Origin of the sequence: Rhodoferax sp. WC2427 (assembly GCF_040822085.1) — a bacterium.
GTDB lineage: Bacteria > Pseudomonadota > Gammaproteobacteria > Burkholderiales > Burkholderiaceae_C > Rhodoferax_B.
In genome coordinates, this window is sequence record NZ_CP162006.1 from 1,677,449 (window position 1) to 1,703,231 (window position 25,783).

Genomic DNA, 25,783 nt, shown 5'->3' on the forward strand with positions numbered 1-25,783 from the left:
TGTTTCTCATGCGCGCATATTACTCGGACCACTTTGTTCTGCCCCTGCCCGAAGGCCACCGTTTTCCGATGGCCAAGTACCAAATGCTGCGCGACCGCGTGGCTGTGGAACTGCCCGGTGTGCAGATGCAACCGGCTCCGCGCGCCAGCGACGGCGAGCTGGCACTGGCCCACCATCCGGCCTATATCCGGGCCATTGCCGATGGCAGTATCCAGCAGCTCCACCCAGCGGCCATGCGGGAAATCGGCTTCCCGTGGAGTGAGGCGATGGTGGAGCGTTCGCGGCGGTCGGCCGGGGCCACGGTGGCCGCGGTCCGCGACGCGTTGGCCGGCCACGGCATTGCCGCCAATATGGCCGGTGGCACCCACCATGCCACGGCCGACAAGGGCGGCGGATTCTGTGTTTTCAATGATGCAGCCGTGGCCGCGCGGGTCGCGCAGGCCGAGTGGGGCCGCCAACACCGCCAGCCTTTGCAGGTGGCCGTGGTGGATTTGGACGTGCACCAAGGTAACGGAACGGCACATATTTTTCAAAACGATACAAGTGTTTTCACCCTCTCGCTGCACGGCGAAAAGAATTTTCCGTTCCGCAAGGAGGCCAGCGACCTGGACGTGGCCTTGCCCGATGGCTGCGGTGACGACGCCTACATGGAAGCGCTGGAAACAGCGCTGGACCACCTGGCGCAGCGTTTTGCGCCCGGGCTGGTGATCTACCTGGCCGGTGCCGACCCGTTCGAGGGCGACCGGCTGGGCCGCCTGAAGCTCTCGTTTGACGGCCTGCAAGCCCGCGATCGCCGGGTCTTCGACTGGGCCTGGCAGCGCCGCGTGCCGCTGGCCTTTGCCATGGCGGGGGGCTACGGCGTGCGCATTGAAGAGACGGTGCAGGTGCAGATCAACACCTACACCGTGGCCCTGGAGTACGCCAAGCGCTATGCGCAGCCAGGGCGGTAGCTATATGCTTTCTAGGTCGCTAGCGCCTACTGGATAAGCGTAAGCAGCTATTTATTTTGTAGCAATACTTTTAAGCAGCCAGCGCCTCGATTTCTTTGGTGGCCGAGGCCAGCGCAGCGGCTTTGGCATCCGGGCCCATGGCTACGCCCTCGGCGCGTACGAAGCGCACGTCGGTGATGCCCAAAAAGCCGAACACCACGCTGAGGTAGCTTTCCTGGTGTTCCATGGCGCGGCCACCTTCAGAGGCAGAGTACACGCCACCGCGGCCCAGAGCCACGATCACGGTCTTGCCACCGGCCAGGCCGACGGGCCCGGTTTCGGTGTACTTGAAGGTGCGGCCAGCCTGGCAGATGCGGTCGATCCAGGCCTTGAGCTGGGTGGGGATGGTGAAGTTGTATAGCGGCGCGCCAATCACGACCACGTCGGCCGCCAGGAATTGCAGCACCAGCTGCTCAGAGATGGCGTTTTCTGCACGCTGCGCCGGGCTCAGGGCGGCATCGGTGGGGGGCATGCGGAAACCCAGTGATTCGGCGGACAGGTGGCTGGGCGTGGCCACGGCCAGGTCCAGGTGCTCGACCGTGGTGCCGGGGTTGCTGGCTTGCCACTGCGCGCTGATCTGGGCGGTGAGGGTGCGGGTCACGGAGTTGGCGCCCAGGATGCTGGAGTCGATGTGCAGGAGTTTCATAAGGTGTACCAGAGGTGGAGCCACAAATGTGGCGATGGATAGAGTTTCTCACCACTCCAATGCTTCGATAAGTGGGTGAAAATGCACTACATCGTCCTGCTGGTGGGACGATGGAGCCCCAACATGCAGGATCTGAACGACATGGCTTACTTTGCCGAGGTGGTGGAGCGGGGTGGATTCGCCGCCGCCGGGCGGGCGCTGGGTTTGCCAAAATCCCGGCTGTCGCGCCGGGTGGCCGAGCTGGAGGCCCGGCTGGGCGTGCGCCTGCTGCAACGCACCACCCGCAAGCTGTCGCTGACCGAGGTGGGCGAGGTCTACCACCGCCACTGCATGGCCATGCGCGACCAGGCCGATGCGGCGGCCGATGCCGTGGCCCAGGCGCAAACCGAGCCGCGCGGCACCATTCGCATCGCTTGCCCGGTGACCTTGGCGCAAACCACATTGGGCCAGGTGATGCCGATGTTTCTGGCGCGCTACCCGCTGGTCAAGGTGGACATGCGGGTCAGCAACCGGGTGGTGGACCTGGTGGAAGAGGGCGTGGACGTGGCCCTGCGGGTGCGGCTGACACTGGACGACAGCGGCACCCTGGTGGTGAAAAGCTTTGGCATGGCCCACTCGCTGCTGGTGGCCAGTCCGCAACAGCTCGAGCGCCAGGGCCCGCCCGCCACGGTGGAGGATTTGGCGCGGCTGGATTCGGTCAGCATGTCGGCCAGCGACGGACGGGCCGTGTGGCACCTGCTGGGGCCGGACGGCGAGATCCGCACTGTGTCGCACCAGCCGCGCTATGTGGCCGACGACTTGCTGACCCTGAAACTGGCGGTGCTGGGCGGCACCGGCATCAGCGTGCTGCCCGCCTACATGTGTGCCGACGAAATCCGCCACGGCCAGTTGGTGCCTGTGCTGCCCGGCTGGGCCCCGCACCCGGGGGTGTTCCACGCGGTTTTTCCGTCGCGCCGGGGCATGGTGCCCGCGGTGCGGCGGTTTCTGGATTTCCTGGAAGAGCACCATTTGAACGATGGGCTCCAGGCTTGAATGGCCTGTAGCGGTGGAGGTAAATTTGTCGAATATATTTGACATTATGGAAGCCAAGAGTTAGTCTGCAGGCATGTCTCCACTGTTTGAAATGGGTGCTGCGGTCAGGGTTCGCCGAGCCGATATGGGCTTGACCCAATTGATGCTGGCCAAGCTCTGCGGTTTGTCGCGGGCTACCGTGAACCAGGTCGAGAGCGGCACGATCAAGGACCTCAGCATGGCACGGGCGTCCAGGCTGCTAGAGGCTTTGGGGTTATCCTTGGTGATCGCACCGCCCCGCCCCAGAGGGCGGTCCTCAGGCCCTGCATCCAGCCGGGCACTGGAGATTGCGGCACGTACCGCCAGCGTGAGTTACCGAACCTCGATGGATGCAGCCCAGCTCAAGGCTGTTTTGGTGGATGCTGCGCAAATATCCAGCGTACAGCCTCATCTGCATGCCCTGCTGGACGAAGCCCCGGTTTCCTTGCTGGCATCCGTGGTCGAACAATTGCATGCCGAGGAAGGCGTGGAACGCGCATGCCTGTGGCAACGTATGCGCGAATTGGCCCACCAACTCATGAGCACCCGGGCGCTGTGGCAATGAGTGCGCTCGATATGGGACGGCCAGGGGTGTGGCAGCAGCTTTTCCCACATGCGCTGGTGCTGATGGCGCACCTGGAGAGGCAAACCCAACAGCCTGTCTGGACCTTTGGCGGAGGCACGGTGCTGATGCTTCGCCTGGGTCACCGCCAGAGCAAAGACATCGACCTTTTTGTGCCGGATCCGCAGTACCTGGGCTATCTCAGCCCGCGCCTGAGCGACGTTGCAGAGCAGATCACCACAGACTACGAAGAAAACGCAGAATTCATCAAGTTGTTTCTACCCGCCGGGGAAATAGATATTGTGGTTGGCACTGCACTTACGCCACATCCGTTTGATGTGATGGAGTATGCGGGCAGAAACATCCGGGTCGAAACCAGCGCAGAAATCATCGCCAAAAAAATGTGGCACCGTGGCGACCGTGCCAAGGCACGTGATCTTTTTGATGTGTGTGCTGTTGCCGATGCAGAGCCGCAGGCCATAGCCCTGGCCGCTCCGTTTTTCAGCAGACACGGTGCTGCGTTTTTAGAGCGGCTGCAGGAACGTGCTGGCTTGGCCAAGGCAGAGTTTGAAGCGATTGACGCGCTTGGCTTTCAACGCTCTTTTGCCGATTGCCTGGACCAGGCACACCAACTGATAGGGCCACTGCTGCGTAAACCGGCTTGAACGCTGCCGTTTGCTCTGGGTCCGTAAACCTTAAGTCTTCAAAAACAAATCCCGGTCCGGCGCAAAGTTGGCATGCAGCGGCAGCAGCGCGCCGCCCAAAGCCCGGGCATCCGAGCCGATGCTGCCCGCTACCAGCTCGGTGCGCCACAGGCCTTCCCAGTTGAAGTGGGCCAGCGCCAGGCGGGTGCGCTCCAGCAGCAGCTCCAGCAGGGGACGGCACAGCGAGCCGTCGATGACCACGGCTTCCAGGTCGAGAAACGCGGTGCCACTGACCACGCAGTGCGCCAACGCCGCAGCGGCCTGGGCCACCCAGGCCTGGGTCTCGGCCACAAACGGGGCCATGAGCGCCCGGTCGTCGTAGGCGGCAGTGGGGTCCAGGCCTTTGCCCAGCAGGCGCTGCTCCAGCTCCCACAGCGAGGCGTGGGCCACCAGCTGGTCGGGTGCGCTGCCGGGCGTGGTGGCCAGTTGCATGGGCAAAGAGGCGACCGCGCCCGCGTTGCCGTGCAAGCCACCGTGCAGGTGCGAGTTGACTACCAGGCCCCCGCCCACAAAGGTGTCGATAAAGATGTACAAAAAAGTCTTCAGATCGCGGCCCCGGCCCGCCACCAGCTCGGCCACGCAGGCCGCCGCGGTGTCTTTGGCAAAGCTCACGGGCAGGTCGGTCATGGCCTGCACCGCCGCACCCAGGTCCAGGGCGTTCCAGGCGCTGGACTGCGCGTCCGACAGGCCCAGCATCTTGTGCCAGCCGCCCATCTGGAAGGGCGCGGCCACGCCGATGCCCACCAGCCGCGACTGCAGCGGCCCCAGGCTGTCGCGCAGGGTGTGCATGTGCTCGGCCAGCGCGGGCAGCAGGACCGTGGTGTCGGGGAACACATAGGGCAGGGTGACGCGTTGGCGTACTTTGCCGGTGAAGTCGACCAGCAGCCAGTCGGTGTTGCGGCGTCCTACCTTGATGCCGATGGAGAAGGCCCCGTCGGGGTTCAGCGCCAGCGGCACCGAGGGCTGGCCAATGCGTCCGCGCACCGGTTGGTGGCGCAGCAGCAGGTCGTCTTCTTCCAGGCGGTTGGTGATCAGGCCGATGGTCTGGGCCGTGAGGTGGGTGAGGCGGGCCAGGTCGGCCTTGGGCAGGCTGCCGTGCTGGCGGATGGCCTGCAGCACCACCCGTTCGTTGAACTGCCGCATCCCGACGTGGTTGGAGCCACGCGGGCGCAGCAGGGGAGGGGCGAGTTGGGCGTTCATGTCCGCAGATTTTCGCCGATGACTCCTTTGCGCAGAATGAAGTTGCCGAAGGGCTGCAACTCGCCCGTCAGCACGATGGCGTAGACATTCGCCACGCGTTCATAAAACGCAAAGCGTTCAATCGGCTCGGCCTGCTGGCCCGGCAGCAGGCTGGGCTGGAGCATGTCCAGCACCTCGCGCTGCAAGGCGGAGCGGTAGGGCGCAGTGGTGCCAGAGACCTGCATGAAGGCCACCGGGGCGTCCACGTCGGCCGCCAGCGGCAGCACCGATTCCACCGCCTGCACGGCCCGCTGCATGCCCACGCCCGGCAGGTACAGCACCGGCTTGCCTGCGGCCAGGCGCAGGGCCGTGAAGTTGGCATCGGCCAGCAACACGGCGTCGTCGTGCCCCATCTCGGCCAGCACTTTCAAGAGCTCTGGCGTGAGCAGAGGGTCGATTCCTTTGAGCATGTCGGTGACCTTAGTGCGCCAGCGACTCGGCGGGCAGCTCGTCCGGGCGGATGGCCCCGGTCATGACTGCCACGGTGTCGGCCATGCTGATCTTGTGCGGATTGAGCACGCAGCCGCGCTTGCCCAGGCGGGCCACGTGGATGCGGTCGGCAATTTCAAACACATGGGGCATGTTGTGCGAGATCAAGATGACCGACAGACCCTTGTCGCGCACCCGGCGGATCAGGTCCAGCACCATGTTGCCTTCTTTCACGCCCAGGGCGGCGGTGGGCTCGTCCATGATGACCACGTGCTGGGCAAAGGCCGCAGCGCGCGATACGGCCACGCACTGGCGCTGGCCGCCGGACAGTGTTTCCACCGCCTGCGTCATGGAGCGGATGCCGACCTTCAGGTCTTTCATGCGGGAGATGCTTTCTTCCAGCATCCGCTTTTTGTCCAGCATGCGCAGCACGTTGCCAGCAAAGCCGGGGCGGCGGATTTCGCGGCCCAGGAACAGGTTTTCCGAGATCGACATGGCCGCGGCCACGGCCAGATCCTGGTACACCGTCTCAATCCCGGCTTGGCGGGCATCCATGGGACTCTTGAAGTGGATCTGCTTGCCGTCCAGCAGGATCTCGCCTTCGTCGGGGATGGTGGCACCGGACAGGCACTTGATCAGCGAGGACTTGCCTGCACCGTTGTCGCCGATCACGGCCAGGATCTCGCCTTCGCGCAGTTCCAGGTCGGCACCGTCGAGGGCCGTGACCTGGCCGTAGCGCTTGATCAGGCCGGTGGCCTTCATCACGATTTTGTGTTGGGGAGCAGACATTAACGGCCTCCTTTGCGGGACAACTGGTCGATAGCGACCGCCAAAATCACCAAGATGCCGGTGATCAGCACCTGGTACACCGATTGCACACCCATCAGCGTCAAGCCGTTGCGCAGCACGCCGACGATGATGGCGCCCACCAGGGTGCCCAGGATCACGCCACGGCCACCAAACAGGCTGGTGCCGCCCAGCACCACGGCGGTGATGGCATCCAGATTTTCGGTCTGTCCGGCGTTCGGGTCACCGGCACCGGTACGTGCCACCGACAGCAGCGAGGCCACGCCGTACAAGATGCCGGCCAGCACATACACGCCCAGCAAGACGCGCTCGGTGGGGATACCGGTGAGGCGTGTGGCTTCGGGGTTGTTACCCACCGCGTACACGTGGCGACCGGCGGCGGTTTCGCGCAGGTAGAACCAGATGCCGCCGTACAGTGCCAGCATCAGCAGCGTGCTGTAGGCCACGGCCGTGCCGCCCACCTGGAAGGTGTTGCCCAGGGCCGTCATCAATGGAGGCACGTCGGTGATGGTCTGCGAATTGGAGTACAGCTGGGTGATGGCGAAAGCAATGTTCAATGTGCCCAGGGTGACGATGAACGGCGGCAGCTTGATGCGCGTCACCAACAAGCCGTTGAGCAGACCGAACGCGGCCGTGGCGGCAATGCCGCACAAGATGGCCAGTGCCGGTGGCAGGCCCAAATCGCTGGAGAGCTTGGTCATGACGATGCCGCCCAGGGCCATCACCATCCCGCACGACAGGTCGATACCGGCCGTCAAAATAATCAGGGTCTGGCCAATGGCGATCACGCCGACCACGGTGACCTGTTGCAGGATCAGCGAGAAGTTGGTCGCCGACAAAAAGCGTTCGCTCTGGGTGGCGAAGACGATGCAGGCGATCAGCAGGGCAATGAACGGCCCGAGCGTGCCAATCGGCGGTAGTTTTTCTTTGAGTGTGCTCACGGTGTGCCTTAAAAAATGGGTTGAAAAAACGGGGCAGCCGGTGTGGGTGGCTGCCCCGGCGGGTGCTAGTGGGTACTAGTCAGGCAAAGAAATTACTTGTTGCCCCAGCACAGGTCCATACCAACTTTGGTGTCCTTGCTTTCCACGCCTGCCTGGGGCTTGTCGGTGATCAGGGTCACGCCGGTGTCGGTGTAGCCGGTGGCCTTCTTGCCGTCTTTGGCGAATGCCACACCAGCAGCCACGCCCATGCTGGCCATCTTCAGCGGGTACTGTTGCGAGGTGGCGGCGATCATGCCGGCCTTGACGTTCTTGACACCGGCGCAGCCGCCGTCCACCGACACGATCAGCACGCCTTTTTCCTTGCCAGCAGCCTTCAGCGCCTGGTAGGCACCGGCAGCGGCGGGTTCGTTGATGGTGTAGAGCACGTTGATGTCGGGGTTCTTTTGCAGGCAGTTTTCCATGGCGGTCTGGCCCTTGGCCTGGTCGCCAAAGCTGTCGGCCATGCAGACGATTTCAGCCGTCTTGGAGAGTTCGTTGCTCTTGGCATCGGCAGCAGCCAGGCCAAAGCCGTTCATGAAGCCGTTGTGGCGTTGCGCGCCCACGGGGTGGCCGGGGAACAGGTCGAGCGTGGCGATCTTGGCGGGCTTGCCAGCCATCACGGCCTTGGCGTACTGGCCGATCAGGATGCCGGCCTTGTAGTTGTCGGTGGCAAACAGGGCGTCGGTGCCTTCCACGGGGTCGGTCGGGCTGTCCAGGGCGATGAACATCACGCCTTGGGCCTGGGCCTTCTTGATGGCGGGGATGATGGCCTTGGAGTCATTGGGGGTGATCATGATGGTCTTGGCGCCCGCTGCAATCATGTTTTCAATAGCGGTGATCTGGCCGGCGTTGTCGCCGTCTTGCTTGCCAGCGGCGCTGAGCAGCTTGGCACCGAGTTTCTTGGCTTCGGCTTGCGCACCTTCCTTCATCTTCACGAAAAATGGGTTCGTTTCGGTCTTGGTGATCAGGCCGATCACGGGTTCTGCAGCACACGCCGTGGTGGCGGCAAAAGCCAGAGCGGACAGCACCAGGGTGGCGGTAGATTTTTTCATGTTGTCTCCTAGAGAGGGGTGAACGCAAGGGTTCGGTTGGGGAACAGGGTCCAGCGGGAGTGTGAGGTTTTTCACGCTGGTGCTGAACTATAAAACGATGGGACTAACTAAATCAAGTTGCTTTAGTTATCGGAAACCCTAGGTTTTTGAACTAATTGGTGGCGCCCGACCCATCCCCTACACTTTGCGCGGTTCGGCATTTATTCTTGTACGTAGTTGCCCTGTAGGGCCCACTTTTATGATCATCACCAGCCTGCTCGACACCGACCTCTACAAGTTCACGATGATGCAGGTGGTGTTACACCATTTCCCTGCGTCGCAGGTGCAGTACCGCTTCAAATGCCGCAACCCCGGCGTGCAGTTGGCACCGTTCGTGGCCGAGATCCAGGACGAGATACGCGGGCTGTGCCGCCTGGGTTTCAGCGAGGCCGAGCTGGGTTATCTGCGCTCCATGCGCTTCATCAAGAGTGATTTTGTGGACTTTCTGGGGCTGTTTCGGCTCAACGAGAAGTACATCACCGTGACCCCGCTGCCCAATGGCGAGATCGACATCTCCATCCAGGGCCCGTGGCTGCACGTGATCCTGTTCGAGATCCCGGTGCTGGCCATCGTCAACGAGGTGTACTTTCGCCACGCCAGCACCATGCCCAGCTTCACCCAGGCCCGCCAGCGGCTGCAGGACAAGATCGTGCAACTGCGCGGCGACGGCCTGGCCGAGCTCAAGATTGCCGACTACGGCACCCGCCGCCGCTATAGCAAGGCCTGGCACGAAGAGGTGTTGCGCACCCTGGTGGCGCAGCTAGGGTCTGGCTCCCAGGGGCAGTTTGCGGGCACCAGCAATGTCCTGTTTGCCATGCAACTGGGCCTGACCCCGCTGGGCACCATGGCCCACGAGTACCTGCAGGCCTGCCAGGCGCTGGGGCCGCGCCTGCGCGACAGCCAGGTGTTCGGTTTCGAGATGTGGGCCAAGGAGTACCGCGGCGATTTGGGCATCGCGCTGAGCGACGTGTACGGCATGGATGCCTTCTTGCGCGACTTCGACATGTACTTCTGCAAGCTCTTCGACGGCGCGCGCCACGACAGCGGCGACCCGTTCCAGTGGGGCGAACGCCTGCTGGCGCATTACAAGAAGAACCGTGTCGACCCGCTGACCAAGGTGCTGATCTTCAGCGATGGCCTCACCGTGCCGCGCACCATTGCGCTGTACCAGCAGTTCCGGGGCCGCTGCCTGCTGGCCTTTGGCATTGGCACCAACCTGACCAACGACATGGGCGACCCGCCGCTGCACGTGCCATTGCAGATCGTCATCAAGATGATCCGCTGCAACGGCCAGCCCGTGGCCAAGCTGTCGGATTCACCGGGCAAGAACATGTGCGAGGACGAGAAGTACGTGGGCTACCTGCGCCAGGTGTTCGAGATCGAGACCGCCCCATGAGCGGCGCTGGCATGTCCGCGGTCTGGGGCATCCCGTTCGCGGGCATTTTGCTGTCGATTGCGCTGTGCCCGCTATGGGCACCGGGCTTTTGGCACCACCATTTCGGCAAAGTGTCGGCAGCGTGGTCGCTGGCTTTTTTGCTGCCATTGGCTTGGGTGTTCGGGTGGGATGCTGCGGCCCATAGCCTGGTGCATGCGCTGCTGGCCGAATACCTGCCGTTCATCATTTTGCTGACCGCGCTCTACACCGTGGCCGGCGGCATTTTTATCCGCGGCAACCTGCACGGCAGCCCGCGCCTGAACGTGGCGCTGCTGGCCATTGGTGCGGCACTGGCCAGCGTGATGGGCACCACCGGCGCCTCTATGCTGATGCTGCGCCCGCTGCTGCGCGCCAACGACAACCGCATCCACAAGGTGCACGTGGTGGTGTTCTTCATCTTCATCGTCTCCAACGCCGGGGGGGCGCTGACCCCGCTGGGCGATCCGCCGCTGTTTTTGGGATTTTTGCAGGGCGTGGACTTCTTCTGGACCGTAGGCCACCTGTGGCAGCCCACGCTGTTTTTGGTCGGCGTGCTGCTGGCGTTGTGCTTCGCCATCGACCGCTACTACTACGCCAAAGAGGGCGTGCTGCCGGTGGACCCCACGCCCGACACCCCACGCATCGGCTTTGACGGCGGCGTGAACTTTGCGCTGCTGGGCGCGGTGGTGGGGCTGGTGCTGCTCAGCGGCTTCTGGAAGTCGCCCGTGGTGTTCCACGTGGCCGGGGCCGAGGTGGGCTTGCCGGGGCTGGTGCGCGACGCGGGCCTGGTGCTGGTGACCCTGCTGTCGCTGCGCTGGACCCCGGCCCAGGTGCATGCCGACAACCAATTCAGCTGGGGCCCGATGCTGGAAGTGGCCAAGCTGTTTGCAGGCATCTTCCTGACCATCATCCCGGTGATCGCCTTGCTGCGCGAGGGCCTGCACGGCCCGTTTGGCGCGGTGGTGGCCGCCGTCACCCGGCCCAATGGCACGCCCGACCCGGCCATGTACTTCTGGGCCAGCGGCTTGCTCAGCTCGTTTCTGGACAACGCGCCCACCTACCTGGTGTTTTTCAACACCGCCGGTGGCGACGCGCCTACGCTGATGACCACGCTGGCCCCCACGCTCATGGCGGTGTCTGCCGGTTCGGTCTTCATGGGGGCCAACAGCTACATCGGCAACGCGCCCAATATGATGGTCAAAGCCATTGCCGAGCAGCGCGGTGTGGCCATGCCCAGCTTTTTTGGCTACATGGCCTGGTCGTGTGCCATTCTGGTCCCCCTGTTTTTCGTGATCACCCTCATTTGGTTCAAATAAATGCCCAAACCCGCCATCCTGGTCGCCCGCAAAATCTTCCCCGCCACCCTTGCCGCGCTGGAGCAGCATTTCGAGGTGGAGTCCAACCAGGAAGATGCCTCCTGGAGCAAGGCCGAGCTGATTGCCCGGCTGCAGGGCAAGGTGGGGGCCTTCACCACCGGCAGCGAGCGCATCGACGCCGAGCTGCTGGCCGCCTGCCCTTTATTGCGCATCTGCGCCAACATGGCCGTGGGCTACAACAACTTTGACATCGACGCGATGAGCGCCGCGGGCGTGCTGGCCACCAACGCCCCCGACGTGCTCACCGAGACCACCGCCGACTTCGGCTTCGCCCTGCTGATGGCCACCGCCCGCCGCATCAGCGAGAGCGAGCATTTTCTGCGCGCCGGGCTGTGGAAGAAGTGGAGCTACGACATGTTTGCCGGGGCCGAGATCCACGGCAGCACCCTGGGCATCATTGGCATGGGCCGCATTGGCCAGGGCATTGCCAAGCGCGGGGCCCATGGCTTTGGCATGAAGGTGGTCTACCACAACCGCAGCCAGCTCGATGCCGCCACCGAGGCCGACTGCAAGGCCCGTTTTGTCTCCAAAGAAGAGCTGCTGAAGACCGCCGACCACGTGGTGCTGGTGGTGCCGTATTCCGCCGCCTCGCACCACACCATCGGCGCGGCCGAGCTGGCGTTAATAAAGCCCACCGCCACCCTGGTCAACATCGCGCGCGGCGGCATCGTGGACGACGCGGCCCTGGCCGTGGCCCTGCGTGAGGGCCGCATTGCCGCCGCCGGGCTGGACGTGTTCGAGGGCGAGCCCAGCGTGCACCCCGACCTGCTGACTGTGCCCAACGTGGTGCTGACCCCGCACATCGCCAGCGCCACCGTGGCCACCCGCATGGCCATGGCCCAGCTGGCCGCCGACAACCTGGTCGGATTTCTTATACAAAACAAGCCTCTCACGCCCATCAATGCGGCGCAAGTAGCTAGAAAATAGATAGCATTAATGAGTTTGATTGAATGGGGGCTGCTGGCGCTGGCCGTACTGAACTTTGCGCTCTTGCTGGCCCTGCTGCTGCGCAAGCCGCCCGAGGCGGATAACGCTGCCCTGGACCGGCTGGAGCGGGGGTTGCGTGAATCGTCGCGGGCCGACCGCCAAGAGCTGGGCACCAGCTTCGCCAACTTCCAGCGCACCCTGGTGCAGCAAAGTGCCGAGGCCACGCGCACCCAAAACACCCAGATCGACGCGCTGGCCCAGCAGCTTGCCTTGCTGCAACGCTCGGTCAGCGACACCCTGAGCACCCAACTCCTGGCCCTGGGCGAGTCCAACGCAAGGCGCATGGGCGAGGTGCGCGCCACGCTGGAGGCCCAGCTGCAGCAGCTGCAGCAAAGCAACGCCGCCAAGCTGGATGAAATGCGCCAGACCGTGGATGAAAAGCTGCAGACCACGCTGGAAACCCGCCTGGGCGAAAGCTTCAAGCAGGTGGCCGACCGGCTGGAGCAGGTGCACAAAGGCCTGGGCGAAATGCAGTCGCTGGCGCAGGGCGTGGGCGACCTGCAGCGCGTGCTGACCAACGTCAAAACCCGCGGCATGTTTGGCGAAGTGCAGCTAGAGAATTTGCTGGAACAGGTGCTGACGCCTGAGCAGTACGGCAAGCAGATCGAGACCAAGCCGCGCAGCAACCAGCGCGTGGACTTCGCGGTGCGTTTCCCCGGCCGCAGTGCCGACGGCGCGCCCGTCTGGCTGCCCATCGACGCCAAGTTCCCCCGCGACGACTACGAGCGCCTGCTCGATGCCCACGAGCGGGCCGACGTCGTCGCCGCCGAGGCATCCGCCAAAGCCCTGGAAGCCCGCATCCGCGCCGAGGCCAAGTCCATCGCCGAGAGCTACCTGGCCCCGCCCCACACCACCGATTTCGCCATCCTGTTTTTGCCCATCGAGAGCCTTTACGCCGAGGTGCTGCGCCGCCCCGGCCTGATGGACAGCCTGCAGCGCGACTACCGCGTCACCCTGGCAGGCCCCACCACCTTGCTGGCCATGCTCAACAGCCTGCACATGGGTTTCCGCACCCTGGCGCTGGAGCAGCAGGCCAGTGAAGTGTGGAAGGTGCTGGGCGCGGTGAAAACCGAGTTCGAACGCTACGGCGAATGGGTCGCCCGCATCCGCGAGCAAGTGCAGAAGGCCTCGGATACGCTGGATAAGGCCGATACCCGCACCCGGCAGATGCGGCGGGCGCTGAAGGTGGTGGAGGCGTTGCCGGATGCGGAGGCGCAGGCGCTGTTGCCTGTGGGGGGAGATTTGGAGGAGGGGAATGTGTAACGGTTGAGATGAGCAGCCGGTCGCGGTCCGCTCGATGAAAGGGTTAGGGCGCACTCCGCGGACTGCCCAGCAAACTGACAAGGTAACCTACCAACAAGACACTGAAGATCAACTGAGTTAAAACGAACACTCGAACCATTCGACTGTTGGGAACGATGTCGCCGAAGGTTGTCGTAGTGGAGACTCCAACACTAAAGTACAAGAAGTCGATCCACTGAAGTCTGGCTGTACGCTTTGAATACCAATCCTCAAGGCGATTGAAAGCCTTTCCGCGAAGGTCTGCCAATCTTCCCATGAGGGAGATCTGTTCCTTGCGTAGAGTGGCTAGCTTTGTCTCAGTTGCATCGAACTTTGCTGTTGTGTTCGGATCGGCCAATTCCCGTAGATGGTGAAGCACATAGTCGCCGGTGTCAGCTTGACGGACAGCCAATACATATTGAGCCTTTGCCACGTCAACTTTTGCGTTGGCAGCCGCGATTGCCGCGGCTGGTGAAGGTGATTTTTGTGCGGCGCTTGCTAGCGCATCGGCCACGGTTGTCGCACGTTCAACTGCTGCGGACTCAACAGCAACTGCCTTTTGCTTGTATTGTTCGACGTTTGACCAAAGCTTGGCGGAGTGCTCTTCATACACTGCCTTCGCCGCTAGCTCAATCGTTTTTTGTTCTCGTTCCAGTGCGCGTAACTGGTTCTGGGCCGCAGATGCCTCACGATCAATCTCGTCGACACTCTTGGAGAACTCGTCTAGTTCAATGGCTGATGTTGCAGACGAAGCTGCGGTGGAGTCCCACATAGCGCCAGGGCTTGGTGACCATAATTTGGCCAGGAGTTGGTCGTAGGGCGTTAGATTAAATTCCCTGTTCAAGATAAAGCTGTCAGGTCGAGTTACCCACGCCCCCCAGTACATAAGGGAAAACATCAGGACCGACAGCATCCAAACGACGGCAGTAGCGGCTTTACGGTTGCATAGAAGGTGACGGACTGGTGGCATTGGGTATGTAACGTTTGAGATGAGCGGCGTGACCTGGCTTGCCGGGGCACGTCGTCTCGATTGAAGGGTTGGATTTCACGCGCTGGCTTTCGGCAGGATGGAGACGCGCACTTCAATGCCGTGGTCTCCAGTATTGAGGTCGGATTCGATGCCTGCCGGATTGGCGACTCTGCCCTCCGGGTCATAGACGAAGCACACCAGGCGACGGCATTGCGGATGCTTCTTGTACTTTGCGATATCGATGATGAGTTGCTCGCCAACACTCTTCGCGTTAAGCCCTGACCGCGTTTTCTTGATTTCGATGACGGTGTCAATTTCGGGGAGTAGAAAGTCTGTGCGTGATGCACTTCCAGCGTAGCTTGGTACCCACTCTTCAGGTCTTACATCATTGAAGTGAAGCCGCAGAAGAGCATGCATCAAGTCTTGAACGTCATATTCGTCATTTACGTCAAGAGTAGGCCGCTCGGCATGACGACTACGTAGCTGTACAGCTACGGCATGAAAGCGAAGAACCAATTCATCGAGCGCATCGAGAAGCCTGCGTTGATCAGTGCCTGATTCAATCGAGCCCGTTGCTACCGTGAAGAGCGTTGGGTTTCGCTCAATTCGTGTGATCACTGCGCAAACGACACCTCGAATCTCTTCCACACTTGCGTATGAGGACGAGTTGTAGAAATTGCTAATTCCGTCGTTGTACGAGTTTGTAACCAAGCGAATGTGCTGTGCCGACCCAGGAACGTGATCACGTAGTAAGTCGACGAGTTCAGTTGTGATGGTTCGAAGTCGATAGTTGTCTTGGCTGTCGATTGATATGCGCTCTCGAGTTCGCGTAAAGCGACCAAGAATGGTCGCAAGTTCAACTTTGTATTTCTGTAACGCTTCGAGGACTTCGGCAGCTTGCATATGAAATCTAACGAGATGTGTGCCGTAAAACCTGAGGTTTAAATCGGCGACTGAGGTTTAAATCATCCATCGAAATCTCCTGGGATTGGTTTGCAAACTGGGTTTTCATGAGTTGAGTCAGTTTTTATACAGGTATAAAAATTTCGATAAACCCAGCATCTTCGATGTGTCGTCCACTATAGCCCGCCGAAGTCTTGCGGCACCCTTTGATCGGGTATTTGTCCTTCAAAAGAAGGGGCGTGAAATGTTCTTTTTTTCGTAGCTTTTTGTGCTGGCGGAATAAGCGTCGGAGCCGGTTTTCTCTTAAAAATTTTGATGTAGGTTTGTGGTGAATACAGCTCGGGGTGGGGGTACTCGCGCCCTAGGCGCGATGCCTGGCGTAGCCGGGCCGATCCCGCGCCCCGGGGTCCCCCTCTGCAATGCGCCGAGGAGCACAGCTTTGGGCGGATCAGGGCTGGCGTCTGTTTGAGCGCCAGCGAGTTTAGCCAGACCCCGCACAAAGCGCGCACCGCAGGTTCCCCGACGCGATAGCGGCGGGGCGCTGGCAGTGGGGGCGCCTTTCTTTTGGTGACTTTTCTTTTGCGCAAAAGAAAAGTTACTGCGCCGCCGGGCGCATCACCCGGCCGGGGATGCTGGCAGGCACCCAGAAAACGTCGGCATCAACCCGCCAATAGGGGTCGGAGCCCAAATGCGGGCCACGCCGTGCTCCAGCCGCAAGCAACCCCCGCGCAATTGGGATCCGACCCCTATTGGCTACTGCCCGTGCAATTGATGGAGTTTGCTTCCCAATTGATAGTAAAAAACAGGAGCACGTTGCGCCCATTCCATCAGCGCTAGAGGCCATTTTGGCATCTGAAAATGGGCTTAAATCCTAGAAATAGCGACCTAACCAGGCGGCCCCTATCCACCCACAGCGCTTGGGTTCGCAGAGCGGGTAAGCTCGGGAGCATTTGCCCGCACCATGGCTACGAACGCGGGCTTTCCCTGGCGCTTCTTTCCCTCTCGCAACACCTCTATGACCCCCGCATTGGCCCGCCTCATCGCCGCCCAGATCTGCCTGCACGCCTGCATGACCGGCATCCGCCTGGCGGCGCCGTTGCTGGCCTTGCGTGAAGGCTTCAGCGGGCTGGCGGTGGGTTTTTTGCTGGCCTTGTTTGCGCTGACCCAGGTGTTTCTGGCCCTGCCCGCCGGGCGCTATGCCGACCGCCACGGTCTGCGCAAGCCAGTCACCGGCAGCGTGGTGATGGCAGTGCTGGGGGCCGGCCTGGCGGCGGTGTGGCCTGTTTACCCGGTGCTGTGCCTCAGCGCGCTGCTGACCGGCGGGGCCACCGGCATTGCGGTGATTGCGCTGCAGCGCCACGTGGGCCGCGCAGCCGAAGGTGCGACGCAGCTGAAAACCGTGTTCAGCTGGCTGGCGCTGGGGCCTGCGCTGTCGAATTTCATCGGCCCGTTTGCGGCCGGGCTGCTGATTGACCACGCGGGCCGGGTGCCCGCCGACCTCACGGGTTTCCAGGCGGCGTTTGCGCTGATGGCGCTGTTGCCCCTGGCCACCTGGGCGCTGGTGCAGGGCGTGCAGGAGCTGCCCGCCATCCACGCGCCCACCGGGGCCGCCAAGCCGCGCGTACTCGACCTATTGCAAGACCCGATGCTGCGCCGCCTGCTGCTGGTGAACTGGTTTTTGTCGTCCTGCTGGGACGTGCACACCTTTGTGGTGCCCATCCTGGGCCACGAGCGCGGCCTGAGCGCGTCCACCATCGGCACCATCCTGGGCGGCTTTGCCATCGCGGCGGCGGTGGTGCGCATGGCCATGCCCCTGGTGGCGGCGCGGCTGCGCGAGTGGGCGGTGATGGTGGGTGCCATGTGGATGACGGCGGCGCTGTTTGCGCTTTACCCGCTGCTGCCCAGCGCGGCGGCCATGGGCGTGTGTTCGGTGTTTCTGGGCCTGGCGCTGGGGTCGGTGCAGCCCATGATCATGAGCACCTTGCACCAGATCACCCCCGAGCACCGCCACGGCGAAGCCCTGGGCCTGCGGCTGATGAGCATCAACGCGTCGAGCGTGGTGATGCCGCTGCTGTTTGGCGTGGCCACCGCCTATGTGGGCGTGGCCGGGCTGTTCTGGGTGGTGGGGGCGGTGGTGGGCGGTGGCTCGCGCACCGCCTGGGGGCTTAAATCTTATAAAACGCCTGGATAGCGGCCCAGGCAGCCTCGGGGGTGTCGACGAAGGTGAACAGCTCCACATCATTGGGGGAGATGGCGCCCTCTTCGATCAGCAGATCGAGGTTGAACAGCTTTTTCCAGTAGTCGACACCAAACAGGATGATGGGCACGGCCTTGGCTTTGCCGGTTTGCACCAGGGTCACCACTTCGAACAGTTCGTCCAGCGTGCCAAAGCCGCCGGGGAAGGCCACCAGGGCTTTGGCGCGCATCATGAAATGCATTTTGCGCAGCGCAAAGTAGTGGAACTTGAAGTTCAGGCTGGGCGACACATAGCGGTTGCCACCTTGCTCGTGGGGCAGGGCGATGCTCAGGCCCACGGTCAGGGCGCCTGCCTCAAAGGCGCCACGGTTGGCCGCCTCCATGATGCCGGGGCCGCCGCCGGTGCAGATATAGAGGCGGTCGGCGGCGGGAAGCTGGGCGCTGTGGGTGGCTACCAGCCCGGCGAACAGGCGGGCCTGGTCGTAGTAGTGGGCGTTGCGCATGCGGCGCTGGGCGACCTTCAGGGCCTCGGCATCGCCGTTGGCCTGGGCGGCCACCAGTGCGGGCAGGGCATCTTCGGGGGCCGGGAAGCGGGCGCTGCCAAACACCACCACCGTGCTCTCAATGCCCTGGGCTTGCTGGGCCAGGTCGGGTTTGAGCATCTCCAACTGGAAGCGGATGCCGCGGGTTTCGCGGCGCAGCAGAAATTCGGGGTCGGCGAAGGCCAGGCGGTAGGCGTCGGTGTCGAGCTTTTGGCCGTTGTTGGCGTGGGCTTGCAGCTCGGCCCAGGCGAGGGCGACGCTGCGGTCGTTCAGTGCATCGGTATTTTCCATACGCGGATTGTGGTCCTAAAACATGGCACTTTTGTGTGGCAAAGCGGTAAATTGCAGCCCGGGCGGGCCAAAAAAAAGCAGCTTGCGGCGTGTACCGCAAGCTGCCTGGCCGGGAGGTGAGGCGGCTTTTTACGGGCGAACCACCAGGTCGTTGCGCACCGCGGCCACGCCCTTGACGTTACGGGTGATGGATTCGGCTTGGGCCTTTTCGGCGGCCGACTTGGCAAAACCCGACAGAATGACCGTGCCCTTCAAGGTTTGCACGCTGATGGCTCCGGCGTCTACGGTCTTGTCGGACACAAAACGGGCCTTGACCGAGGAGGTGATGGCCGCGTCGTCCACGTAGGCACCCACGGTTTCCTGCTTGCGCACCACGGCACAACCGGTGGCAGCCAAGATGGTGGTACCTGCAATGGCAGCAAAAGCGATAGCACGGATGAATTGCATGGAGGGGCCTCGGAAAAGTTGTGGAGAGACAGCTAAAACGCCGCCCATCGGGTGTGGGCCGACAGCCGGGACAATGGATTTGTTACAAATTGCGCATGGCTCTGGGCTGTGCCTGTGGTGCACCAGGTTTCAACCGTAGTTCCCACAATGGTGTAACGGATTTTTGGGCATAAATTGCCTAGTGTTCTGCTGCCTATGTGGGTAGCGATTTACTCAACCAGAAAGGTATGCCCATGCAAGCTGCTACTTCGACGGCCAAAAAGCCGTTTTACAAATCTCTCTACGTGCAGGTGCTGTTCGCGGTGGCCATGGGCGTGGCGCTGGGGCATTTCCAACCCGAACTGGGCGCGCAGATGAAGCCGCTGGGCGATGGCTTCATCAAGCTGATCAAGATGCTGATCGCCCCGATCATTTTCTGTACCGTGGTGGTGGGTATCGCCGGTATGGAAGACATGAAAAAGGTGGGTAAAACCGGGGGCCTGGCGCTGCTGTACTTTGAAATCATGAGCACGCTGGCGCTGATTGTCGGCCTGGTCATGGTCAACCTGATCCAGCCTGGCTCGGGCATGCACATCGATGCCTCCACGCTGGACACCAAGGGCATTGCGGCCTACACCGGCCCCGGCAAGATGGCGACCACCACCGACTTTTTGCTCAATGTGATCCCCTCCACCGTGGTGGATGCGTTTGCCAAGGGCGAAATCCTGCAGGTGCTGCTGTTTGCGGTGATGTTCGGCTTTGCGCTGCACAAGTTTGGTGGCCGTGGCACCCAGGTGTTTGACTTCATCGAGAAGTTCTCGCACGTGATGTTCGACATCGTGGGCATGGTCATGAAGGTGGCTCCGATCGGTGCTTTCGGTGCCATGGCCTTCACCATCGGCAAGTACGGTGTGGACTCGCTGGTGTCGCTGGGCAAGCTGATGGGCACCTTCTACGGCACCTGCCTGATCTTCGTGTTTGTGATCCTGGGCATCGTGGCGCGGCTGCATGGTTTCAGCATCGTCAAGTTCGTCAAGTACATCAAGGAAGAACTGCTGATCGTGCTGGGCACCTCGTCCAGCGAATCGGTGCTGCCCCGCATGATGGAGAAGATGGAAAACGCCGGTGCCAAGAAGTCTGTGGTGGGCCTGGTCATCCCGACCGGCTATTCGTTCAACCTGGACGGCACCTCTATCTACCTGACCATGGCAGCGGTGTTCATTGCCCAGGCCACCGACACCCCGATGACCATCGGCCAGCAAATCACCTTGCTGCTGGTGTTGCTACTGACCTCCAAGGGCGCGGCCGGTGTGACGGGCAGCGGCTTCATCGTGCTGGCCGCCACCCTGTCTGCGGTAGGCCATGTGCCGGTGGCCGGTTTGGCGCTGATCCTGGGCATCGACCGCTTCATGTCCGAAGCCCGCGCCCTGACCAACCTGGTGGGCAATGGTGTGGCGACCCTGGTGGTCGCCAAATGGACCGGCGATCTGGACATGAAACGCCTGGATGCCGCCATGAACAACGAGACCTGGGAAGAGGCCAACACCCCCGAGGTGATTCTGGACCAAACCACCTCGCGCATGGCTGTAAAGTAAGGAAGAAAATGGCCTTTTGTGCCGATTCTTATTGCACAAGCAGCTACTAAATAGATAGTGAATCAAAGCGCCACCGCAGGCCTGCCTGCGGTGGCGCTTTTTTATTGGCGGGATCTTTTTTCAATGGATTCGTGCGGTCGGATTTGGCGCTGTTTTGGTGTGTTGTTGTGCTTACCATTTTTAATACCAATGCACCATGAAAGTGCGCAAATTCATCCACAAAAATAGGTACATTTGCGGGGGCCCAAGGCGGCGTTACAGGGCTTGCAAAGTACTATGGAATAAGTCCGTTATACGAAACAATCTGTACGTTCTATCGGTCTTAAATCCAAAATCAGGGAATGAGCATGCAACTAACGACATCCATGCGCGGCATTTATGCGGCGCGAATTGGGCTGATAACAGCCGCCGCTGCGGTACTGCTCACGGGCTGCTTGCCCACCGACTATGCGGCCTCGATCCGCACCACGTCCTATGGCGTGCCGCATATCGTGGCCGACACCTTCACGGGGGCCGGCTACGGGTACGGCTATGCCTTTGCCCAGGATAATTTTTGCCTGTTTGCCGAAGAACTGGTCACCCTGCACGGCGAGCGGGCCAAATACTTTGGCGCTGCCGGTGGCTACCTGGGCCAGTTGGGCACCGTGTTTGGCAATGTCGACTCCGACTTCTTCTACAAGCTGGTGCTGAGTTCCGACCAGGCGGCCCGTTTCAAGGCGGGCTCCAGCCGCGCCACCCGCGAGCTGGCCGACGGCTTTGCCACCGGCTACAACCGCTACCTGTCCGATACCGGCCTGGCCAAGCTGCCCGTGGCCTGCCGCGGCAAAGCCTGGGTCAAGCCCATGACCGAAGAAGATGCCTTCTTGCGCTTCTCGCAGGCCGCCATGACCGGCAGTTCGCTGGGCTTCATCGGTGCCATCGGCAGTGCCGTGGCACCCGCCGCCGCCGTGGCCAAGGCGGCTACCACCACCACCATGGCCAAAGCCAAGGTGCCGGCTGCGCCGTTCGAGTATGCCCAGTCGCCTGTGCTGATGGCCTTCCAGAGCCTGCGCGACCACACCATTGGCTCCAACGGCCTGGGCCTGGGCCGCAACGCCACCCAGAGCGGCAAGGGCCTGTTGATGGGCAACCCGCACTTTCCGTGGTGGGGCGCCCTGCGCTTGAACCAGGTGCACATCACGGTCGCCAAAGAAAACTACGACGTGATGGGTGCCACCCTGCTGGGCGTGCCGCTGCCCCTGATCGGATTCAACGACAAGGTCGCCTGGACGCATACCTTCTCCACCGATAACCGCTTCACCGTGCGCTACCTGGCCATCGACCCCAGCAACCCCACGCGCTACCTGAAGGACGGCAAATCCATTGCCATGAAGGCCGTGCCACTGACCGTGTCGGCTCTGGGGGCCGATGGCAACCAGGTGCAAATCAAGCGCACCCTGTACACCACCGAGTACGGCCCCATGCTGAAGGACACCAGCTTTGCCTGGACCACCGGCAGCGGCTATGCGCTGCAGGACGCCAATGCCACCAACTACCAGCTCATCGACCAGGTCATCTTGAACGGCAAGTCCACCAGCGTGGACAGCCTGCGCCTGGCACTGGCCACCTATAACGCCATGCCGTGGGTCAACACCATAGCCGCCGACCAGGCAGGCGATGCCTTGTATGCCAACTACTCGGTGGCAGCCAATGTGCCGGACGCACAACTGGCGGCCTGTGTGCCCCCGCCGTTCCAGCCTTTGATGGCCAGCACCGGAGTGGTGGTCATGGCGGGTACCACGGCAGCCTGTGACTGGTCGGGCAGCATCCCCGCGGCCGGACGTCCCTGGGTCAAGCGCGCAGATTACGCGATGAACTCCAACGACAGCCACTGGTGGCCCAGCCTGAACACCTACCTGAGCGGCTTCGCCAAGATCATCGCCACCGGCCCCAATGCCGAGGCGACCGCGCAAAACAACCGTACCCGCACCGGCCACGCCATGGTGCGCGACCGCCTGGCGGGTACCGACGGCCAGGGCGGCTACCGTTTCACCCTGGCCAACCTGCAACAGCTGTATTTGAAGAGCCGCTTCTTCAAGGCCGAGAAATGGCTGCCAGGTTTTGTATCGGGTTGCCTGGCCAGCCCGGGTGCCACCCCGGCGGCGCTGGACGCCTGCGCTGTGCTGCAAGCCTGGAGCACTGCCCACACCCCCTCCAGCCAGGGCGTGGTGCTGTTTGACGAGCTCTACGCTGCCCTGGGCGAATTGAACGACGCATCATGGTGGAGTGTGCCGTTCAATCCGGCCGACCCGCAGGAAACCCCGCGCGGTACCGCTAACCAGGCTGCAGCCATGGCGCAGCTGGAGACCTTGGTGGCCAGCTCGCAGTTCAATGACCCCCTCAAGCGCCGTGCCCGGACCCAGGACGTGCAGTTGCTGCAGCGCGCCGAGGGTGTGCTGGCAGTGCCGGGTGGCCGCTCGACCTACAACAACTGGGCGGGCGTGCGCACCCAGGTGGCACCCGGCCAGTTCATCTACACCGCCGACCCCGCCACCAACGCCGGTGCCTTCGGCAACAGCTACATCCAGTTTGTGACCTGGGACAGCGCCGGGCCGGTGGCCGAAGGCATCTTGACCTACAGCCAGTCGTCCGACCCGACCAGCAGCCACTTCAGCGACCAGACCCGCAAGTACGCAGCGGGCGAGTGGGTCAAACTGCCCTACACCGACAAGCAGATCAAGGCCGATCCCAACTACAGCGAACGCGTGCTGTACGAAACGCCCCTACCCTGAAACAGTAGCAGTAAAGCTATACGGAATAAGCGCTAGCCGCTTATTTCGCCAGGTTCTTGAGGGCCAGGGCTGACTGGTGCACCAGAGCTGGGCCCTGGTAGATCAGCCCGGTGTAGATCTGCACCACGTCGGCGCCAGCCTCGATCTTGGCGACCGCGTCGGCGGCGCTCAGGATGCCGCCTACGCCGATGATGGGGTAGGCCGGTCCCAGGGCGCTGCGCAGTTGGCGCACCACCCGGTTGCTCCCCTCGCGTACCGGCGCGCCACTCAGGCCGCCAGCCTCTTCACCATGGGCCATGCCCTGGACTGCATCGCGCGCCAGGGTGGTGTTGGTGGCAATGACCCCGTCCATGCCGTGGCGCAGCAGGGTGGCGGCGATCACCGCAACCTGGGCTTCGTCCAGATCCGGCGCAATCTTCACAAAAATCGGCACCCGCTTGCCGTGCTGCGCGGCCAGCGCGGCGCGGCGCTCGGCCACGGCCCCCAGCAGGCCGTCCAGCGCCTCGTCGCTCTGCAGGGCGCGCAGGTTCTTGGTGTTGGGGCTGGAGATGTTGACGGTGACGTAGTCCGCGTGCGGGTACACCCCGTCCAGCGCCAGCAGGTAGTCGTCGGTGGCGCGTTCAATCGGGGTGGCGGCGTTCTTGCCGATGTTCAGGCCCAGCAGCATCGGCTGGCCGCCCTTGCGGCGGAACTGTGCCTGCTGCACATTGGCCACAAAAGCCGCCAAACCACCGTTGTTGAAACCCAGCCGGTTGATCAGCGCCTGCGCCGCAGGCAGGCGGAACATGCGGGGTTGGGGGTTGCCGGGCTGGGCCAGCGGCGTGACCGTGCCCACCTCCACAAAGCCGAAGCCCATGGCGCCCAGGCCGTCGATGCAGCGGGCGTTCTTGTCCAGCCCCGCCGCCAGGCCCACGCGGTTGGGAAACTGCAGGCCCGCCAGGGTGACGGGGTCGCTAACCCGGGTTTGGCGGTACAGGCATTCCAGTGGCGTGCCCTGGGTGCGGGCAATGGCGTTCAAGGTCAGGTCGTGGGCGGCCTCGGGGTCCATGCCAAACAAAAAGGGGCGGGCCAGGGCGTAGGGGATCAGGGGCATTGGATAATTCCGGGGTTCTGCTTTTAGTTACAACCCCGGATTTTCCCAGATGACAAACCTCATTCCTGCTTTGACCCAAGACGAACTCAAAACCCTGGTCGGCCATGCCGCGCTGCGCTACGTGGTGCCCGGCGAAATTGTGGGCGTGGGCACCGGCTCCACCGTCAACAAGTTCATCGACGCACTGGCCACCATCAAGGACCAGGTCAAGGGCGCGGTGTCCAGCTCCGAGGCCAGCACGGCGCGGCTGCTGGCACTGGGCATTGCGGTGTTCGATGCCAACGACGTGGGCGAGCTGGCGGTGTACATCGACGGCGCGGACGAGATCGACCACCGGGGCCATATGGTCAAGGGGGGCGGCGCGGCACTGACCCGCGAGAAGATCGTGGCTGCCCAGTCGCGCCAGTTTGTCTGCATTGCCGACGAGAGCAAGCTGGTACAGGCGCTGGGCCAGTTTCCGCTGCCCGTGGAGGTGATTCCCATGGCTACGAACCGCGTGGCCCGCCAGTTCACTGCCATGGGCGGCACCGCCACCCTGCGCATGAAAGATGGCCAGCCCCTGGTGACCGACAACGGCCAGCACATCCTGGACGTGACCGGCCTGCAGATCACCGACCCGCTGGCCTTCGAGTCACAGGTCAACCAGTGGCCGGGTGTGGTGTGCGTGGGGGTGTTTGCGCACCAGAAGGCCAGCGTCTGCCTGCTCGGTACGGCCCAGGGCGTGAAGACGCTGGAGTTTTAAGGAAAAAAGGCCGCCCACGCCGATGGAATGGGCGTGAGTAGCTACTAAATAGCTAGCAAGCCTTAAAACTGGATGCCACGCGGGTTGTTGCTGGTGTCGATGGGCTGCTCTTGCGCCGGAGCAGCCACCGGTGCGGCGGGTGCCACGGCCGGTGTGGCCGCTTTGCTGGCGACCAAGGGGCGCGGTGCGGACGGCTTGTAGCTGGCAGGCAGCACCGAGGTCTTGGGGTAGGCCGCCGCATCCAGGTACTGGGTCCATTCCACGTCCGAAAACCCCTTGAGCTGCTGGCCGCCGATGGTGCCAAAGGGCAGGGTGGTGTCGCCGCTGATGCGTTTCAGGGCTTCGCCGTCTTCGTTGGTGTTGACGGTGCGCTCGGTGAAAGGCACGCCGCGCGAGGTCAGCAGGTTGCGCGCGCTGGCGCAGGGGCTGCAACTGGCGCTGGTGTACAGCGTGACCGGGTAGCGCTGCACCACTTCCTTGAGCTCGAACGGTAGCGACGCGTTCACCGCACTGCCGCCAGTGGGGGCCGCCGTGGTCACCCGGGCCTTGCTGGTGGTCGGGGGCGGCTGGTCGGAGAACGACACCTTGCCGTCCGGGCCGACGATGCGGTACACCGTTTGCGCGTGCGTGCTAGCGGCCAGGGCGATGGCGGCACAGGCCAGGGCGGTGGTGAACAGGGGTGTACGCATCGGGTCTCCT

24 protein-coding genes are annotated in these 25,783 nt (G+C 62.7%); 12 read left to right on the plus strand and 12 right to left on the minus strand.

Annotated elements, in window-relative coordinates; genetic code table 11:
- Positions 1 to 8: 8 nt before the first annotated feature.
- Positions 9 to 950, plus strand: a complete 942-nt coding sequence (locus tag AB3G31_RS08040) for a histone deacetylase (RefSeq protein WP_367849669.1) — start codon at positions 9 to 11, stop codon at positions 948 to 950.
- A 70-nt stretch (positions 951 to 1,020) separates the two neighbouring features.
- On the opposite strand, the gene AB3G31_RS08045 is transcribed toward AB3G31_RS08040, so the two are convergent.
- Positions 1,021 to 1,635 (minus strand): FMN-dependent NADH-azoreductase, encoded by a 615-nt coding sequence (locus AB3G31_RS08045; RefSeq protein ID WP_367849670.1) that lies wholly within the window; start codon positions 1,633 to 1,635, stop codon positions 1,021 to 1,023.
- A gap of 123 nt (positions 1,636 to 1,758) precedes the next feature.
- Between AB3G31_RS08045 and AB3G31_RS08050 the strand changes: the two genes are divergently transcribed.
- From AB3G31_RS08050 to AB3G31_RS08060, 3 genes are all read left to right on the plus strand, one after another.
- Positions 1,759 to 2,667 (plus strand): LysR family transcriptional regulator, encoded by a 909-nt coding sequence (locus AB3G31_RS08050; protein ID WP_367850311.1) that lies wholly within the window; start codon positions 1,759 to 1,761, stop codon positions 2,665 to 2,667.
- A 124-nt stretch (positions 2,668 to 2,791) separates the two neighbouring features.
- A complete protein-coding gene (locus tag AB3G31_RS08055; protein WP_367849671.1) occupies positions 2,792 to 3,250 on the plus strand; it encodes a helix-turn-helix domain-containing protein in 459 nt (152 codons plus the stop codon).
- On the plus strand, positions 3,247 to 3,912 hold the full coding sequence (locus AB3G31_RS08060) for a nucleotidyl transferase AbiEii/AbiGii toxin family protein (protein ID WP_367849672.1): 666 nt from the start codon (positions 3,247 to 3,249) through the stop codon (positions 3,910 to 3,912). Before AB3G31_RS08055 ends, AB3G31_RS08060 begins: the two co-directional genes overlap by 4 nt.
- A gap of 30 nt (positions 3,913 to 3,942) precedes the next feature.
- Here the strand turns inward: AB3G31_RS08060 and AB3G31_RS08065 are convergent, their stop codons facing one another.
- The 5 genes from AB3G31_RS08065 to AB3G31_RS08085 form a co-directional block, all read right to left on the minus strand.
- Entirely contained in the window at positions 3,943 to 5,151 is a 1,209-nt protein-coding gene (locus AB3G31_RS08065; RefSeq protein WP_367849673.1) for an ROK family protein, read from the minus strand.
- Positions 5,148 to 5,600, minus strand: coding sequence for an RbsD/FucU family protein (locus tag AB3G31_RS08070; RefSeq protein ID WP_367849674.1), 453 nt, complete (start codon positions 5,598 to 5,600; stop codon positions 5,148 to 5,150). The genes AB3G31_RS08065 and AB3G31_RS08070 overlap by 4 nt, the downstream gene beginning before the upstream one ends.
- A gap of 10 nt (positions 5,601 to 5,610) precedes the next feature.
- A complete protein-coding gene (locus AB3G31_RS08075; protein WP_367849675.1) occupies positions 5,611 to 6,408 on the minus strand; it encodes an ATP-binding cassette domain-containing protein in 798 nt (265 codons plus the stop codon).
- On the minus strand, positions 6,408 to 7,367 hold the full coding sequence (locus tag AB3G31_RS08080; protein ID WP_367849676.1) for an ABC transporter permease: 960 nt from the start codon (positions 7,365 to 7,367) through the stop codon (positions 6,408 to 6,410). Before AB3G31_RS08080 ends, AB3G31_RS08075 begins: the two co-directional genes overlap by 1 nt.
- A 92-nt stretch (positions 7,368 to 7,459) precedes the next feature.
- Positions 7,460 to 8,458, minus strand: a complete 999-nt coding sequence (locus AB3G31_RS08085; protein WP_367849677.1) for a sugar ABC transporter substrate-binding protein — start codon at positions 8,456 to 8,458, stop codon at positions 7,460 to 7,462.
- Between the two features lie 238 nt (positions 8,459 to 8,696).
- On the opposite strand from AB3G31_RS08085, the gene pncB reads away from it, so the two are divergent.
- From pncB to AB3G31_RS08105, 4 genes are read left to right on the plus strand one after another with little or no spacing between them, the layout of a single operon-like run.
- A complete protein-coding gene (gene pncB, locus AB3G31_RS08090; protein ID WP_367849678.1) occupies positions 8,697 to 9,893 on the plus strand; it encodes a nicotinate phosphoribosyltransferase in 1,197 nt (398 codons plus the stop codon).
- On the plus strand, positions 9,890 to 11,227 hold the full coding sequence (locus AB3G31_RS08095; protein WP_367849679.1) for a sodium:proton antiporter: 1,338 nt from the start codon (positions 9,890 to 9,892) through the stop codon (positions 11,225 to 11,227). Before pncB ends, AB3G31_RS08095 begins: the two co-directional genes overlap by 4 nt.
- The gene (locus tag AB3G31_RS08100; RefSeq protein ID WP_367849680.1) at positions 11,228 to 12,214 is read left to right on the plus strand and encodes a 2-hydroxyacid dehydrogenase; all 987 of its coding nucleotides are present in this window, start codon (positions 11,228 to 11,230) and stop codon (positions 12,212 to 12,214) included.
- 9 nt (positions 12,215 to 12,223) lie between these two features.
- On the plus strand, positions 12,224 to 13,537 hold the full coding sequence (locus tag AB3G31_RS08105; RefSeq protein WP_367849681.1) for a DNA recombination protein RmuC: 1,314 nt from the start codon (positions 12,224 to 12,226) through the stop codon (positions 13,535 to 13,537).
- Positions 13,538 to 13,580: 43 nt separating this feature from the next.
- Here AB3G31_RS08105 and AB3G31_RS08110 read toward each other — a convergent pair whose 3' ends face one another.
- Positions 13,581 to 14,327, minus strand: a complete 747-nt coding sequence (locus tag AB3G31_RS08110) for a potassium channel family protein (RefSeq protein WP_367849682.1) — start codon at positions 14,325 to 14,327, stop codon at positions 13,581 to 13,583.
- 273 nt (positions 14,328 to 14,600) lie between these two features.
- The gene (locus tag AB3G31_RS08115; protein WP_367849683.1) at positions 14,601 to 15,428 is read right to left on the minus strand and encodes a hypothetical protein; all 828 of its coding nucleotides are present in this window, start codon (positions 15,426 to 15,428) and stop codon (positions 14,601 to 14,603) included.
- A gap of 1,015 nt (positions 15,429 to 16,443) precedes the next feature.
- On the opposite strand from AB3G31_RS08115, the gene AB3G31_RS08120 reads away from it, so the two are divergent.
- Positions 16,444 to 17,619 (plus strand): MFS transporter, encoded by a 1,176-nt coding sequence (locus AB3G31_RS08120; protein WP_367849684.1) that lies wholly within the window; start codon positions 16,444 to 16,446, stop codon positions 17,617 to 17,619.
- Here the strand turns inward: AB3G31_RS08120 and AB3G31_RS08125 are convergent.
- Both AB3G31_RS08125 and AB3G31_RS08130 read right to left on the minus strand, forming a co-directional pair.
- Complete coding sequence (locus AB3G31_RS08125) at positions 17,594 to 18,457, minus strand: TIGR00730 family Rossman fold protein (protein ID WP_367849685.1); 864 nt, start codon at positions 18,455 to 18,457, stop codon at positions 17,594 to 17,596. The two genes, AB3G31_RS08120 and AB3G31_RS08125, sit on opposite strands and share 26 nt — an antisense overlap.
- A 129-nt stretch (positions 18,458 to 18,586) precedes the next feature.
- Positions 18,587 to 18,904 carry a BON domain-containing protein gene (locus AB3G31_RS08130; RefSeq protein ID WP_367849686.1) on the minus strand — a complete coding sequence of 106 codons (318 nt, stop codon included), beginning with the start codon at positions 18,902 to 18,904 and terminating at the stop codon, positions 18,587 to 18,589.
- Positions 18,905 to 19,137: 233 nt separating this feature from the next.
- Between AB3G31_RS08130 and AB3G31_RS08135 the strand changes: the two genes are divergently transcribed.
- Together AB3G31_RS08135 and AB3G31_RS08140 are read left to right on the plus strand one after the other, a co-directional pair.
- Positions 19,138 to 20,478: a dicarboxylate/amino acid:cation symporter gene (locus AB3G31_RS08135; RefSeq protein WP_367849687.1), complete on the plus strand. Its 1,341-nt coding sequence runs from the start codon at positions 19,138 to 19,140 to the stop codon at positions 20,476 to 20,478.
- Between the two features lie 347 nt (positions 20,479 to 20,825).
- Positions 20,826 to 23,249: a penicillin acylase family protein gene (locus AB3G31_RS08140; RefSeq protein ID WP_367849688.1), complete on the plus strand. Its 2,424-nt coding sequence runs from the start codon at positions 20,826 to 20,828 to the stop codon at positions 23,247 to 23,249.
- Between the two features lie 40 nt (positions 23,250 to 23,289).
- Here AB3G31_RS08140 and AB3G31_RS08145 read toward each other — a convergent pair whose 3' ends face one another.
- Positions 23,290 to 24,342 carry a quinone-dependent dihydroorotate dehydrogenase gene (locus tag AB3G31_RS08145; protein ID WP_367849689.1) on the minus strand — a complete coding sequence of 351 codons (1,053 nt, stop codon included), beginning with the start codon at positions 24,340 to 24,342 and terminating at the stop codon, positions 23,290 to 23,292.
- Positions 24,343 to 24,391: 49 nt separating this feature from the next.
- On the opposite strand from AB3G31_RS08145, the gene rpiA reads away from it, so the two are divergent.
- Positions 24,392 to 25,084: a ribose-5-phosphate isomerase RpiA gene (gene rpiA, locus AB3G31_RS08150; protein WP_367849690.1), complete on the plus strand. Its 693-nt coding sequence runs from the start codon at positions 24,392 to 24,394 to the stop codon at positions 25,082 to 25,084.
- Positions 25,085 to 25,146: 62 nt separating this feature from the next.
- On the opposite strand, the gene AB3G31_RS08155 is transcribed toward rpiA, so the two are convergent.
- Positions 25,147 to 25,773, minus strand: a complete 627-nt coding sequence (locus AB3G31_RS08155; protein WP_367849691.1) for a glutaredoxin domain-containing protein — start codon at positions 25,771 to 25,773, stop codon at positions 25,147 to 25,149.
- Between the last annotated feature and the right edge of the window lie 10 nt (positions 25,774 to 25,783).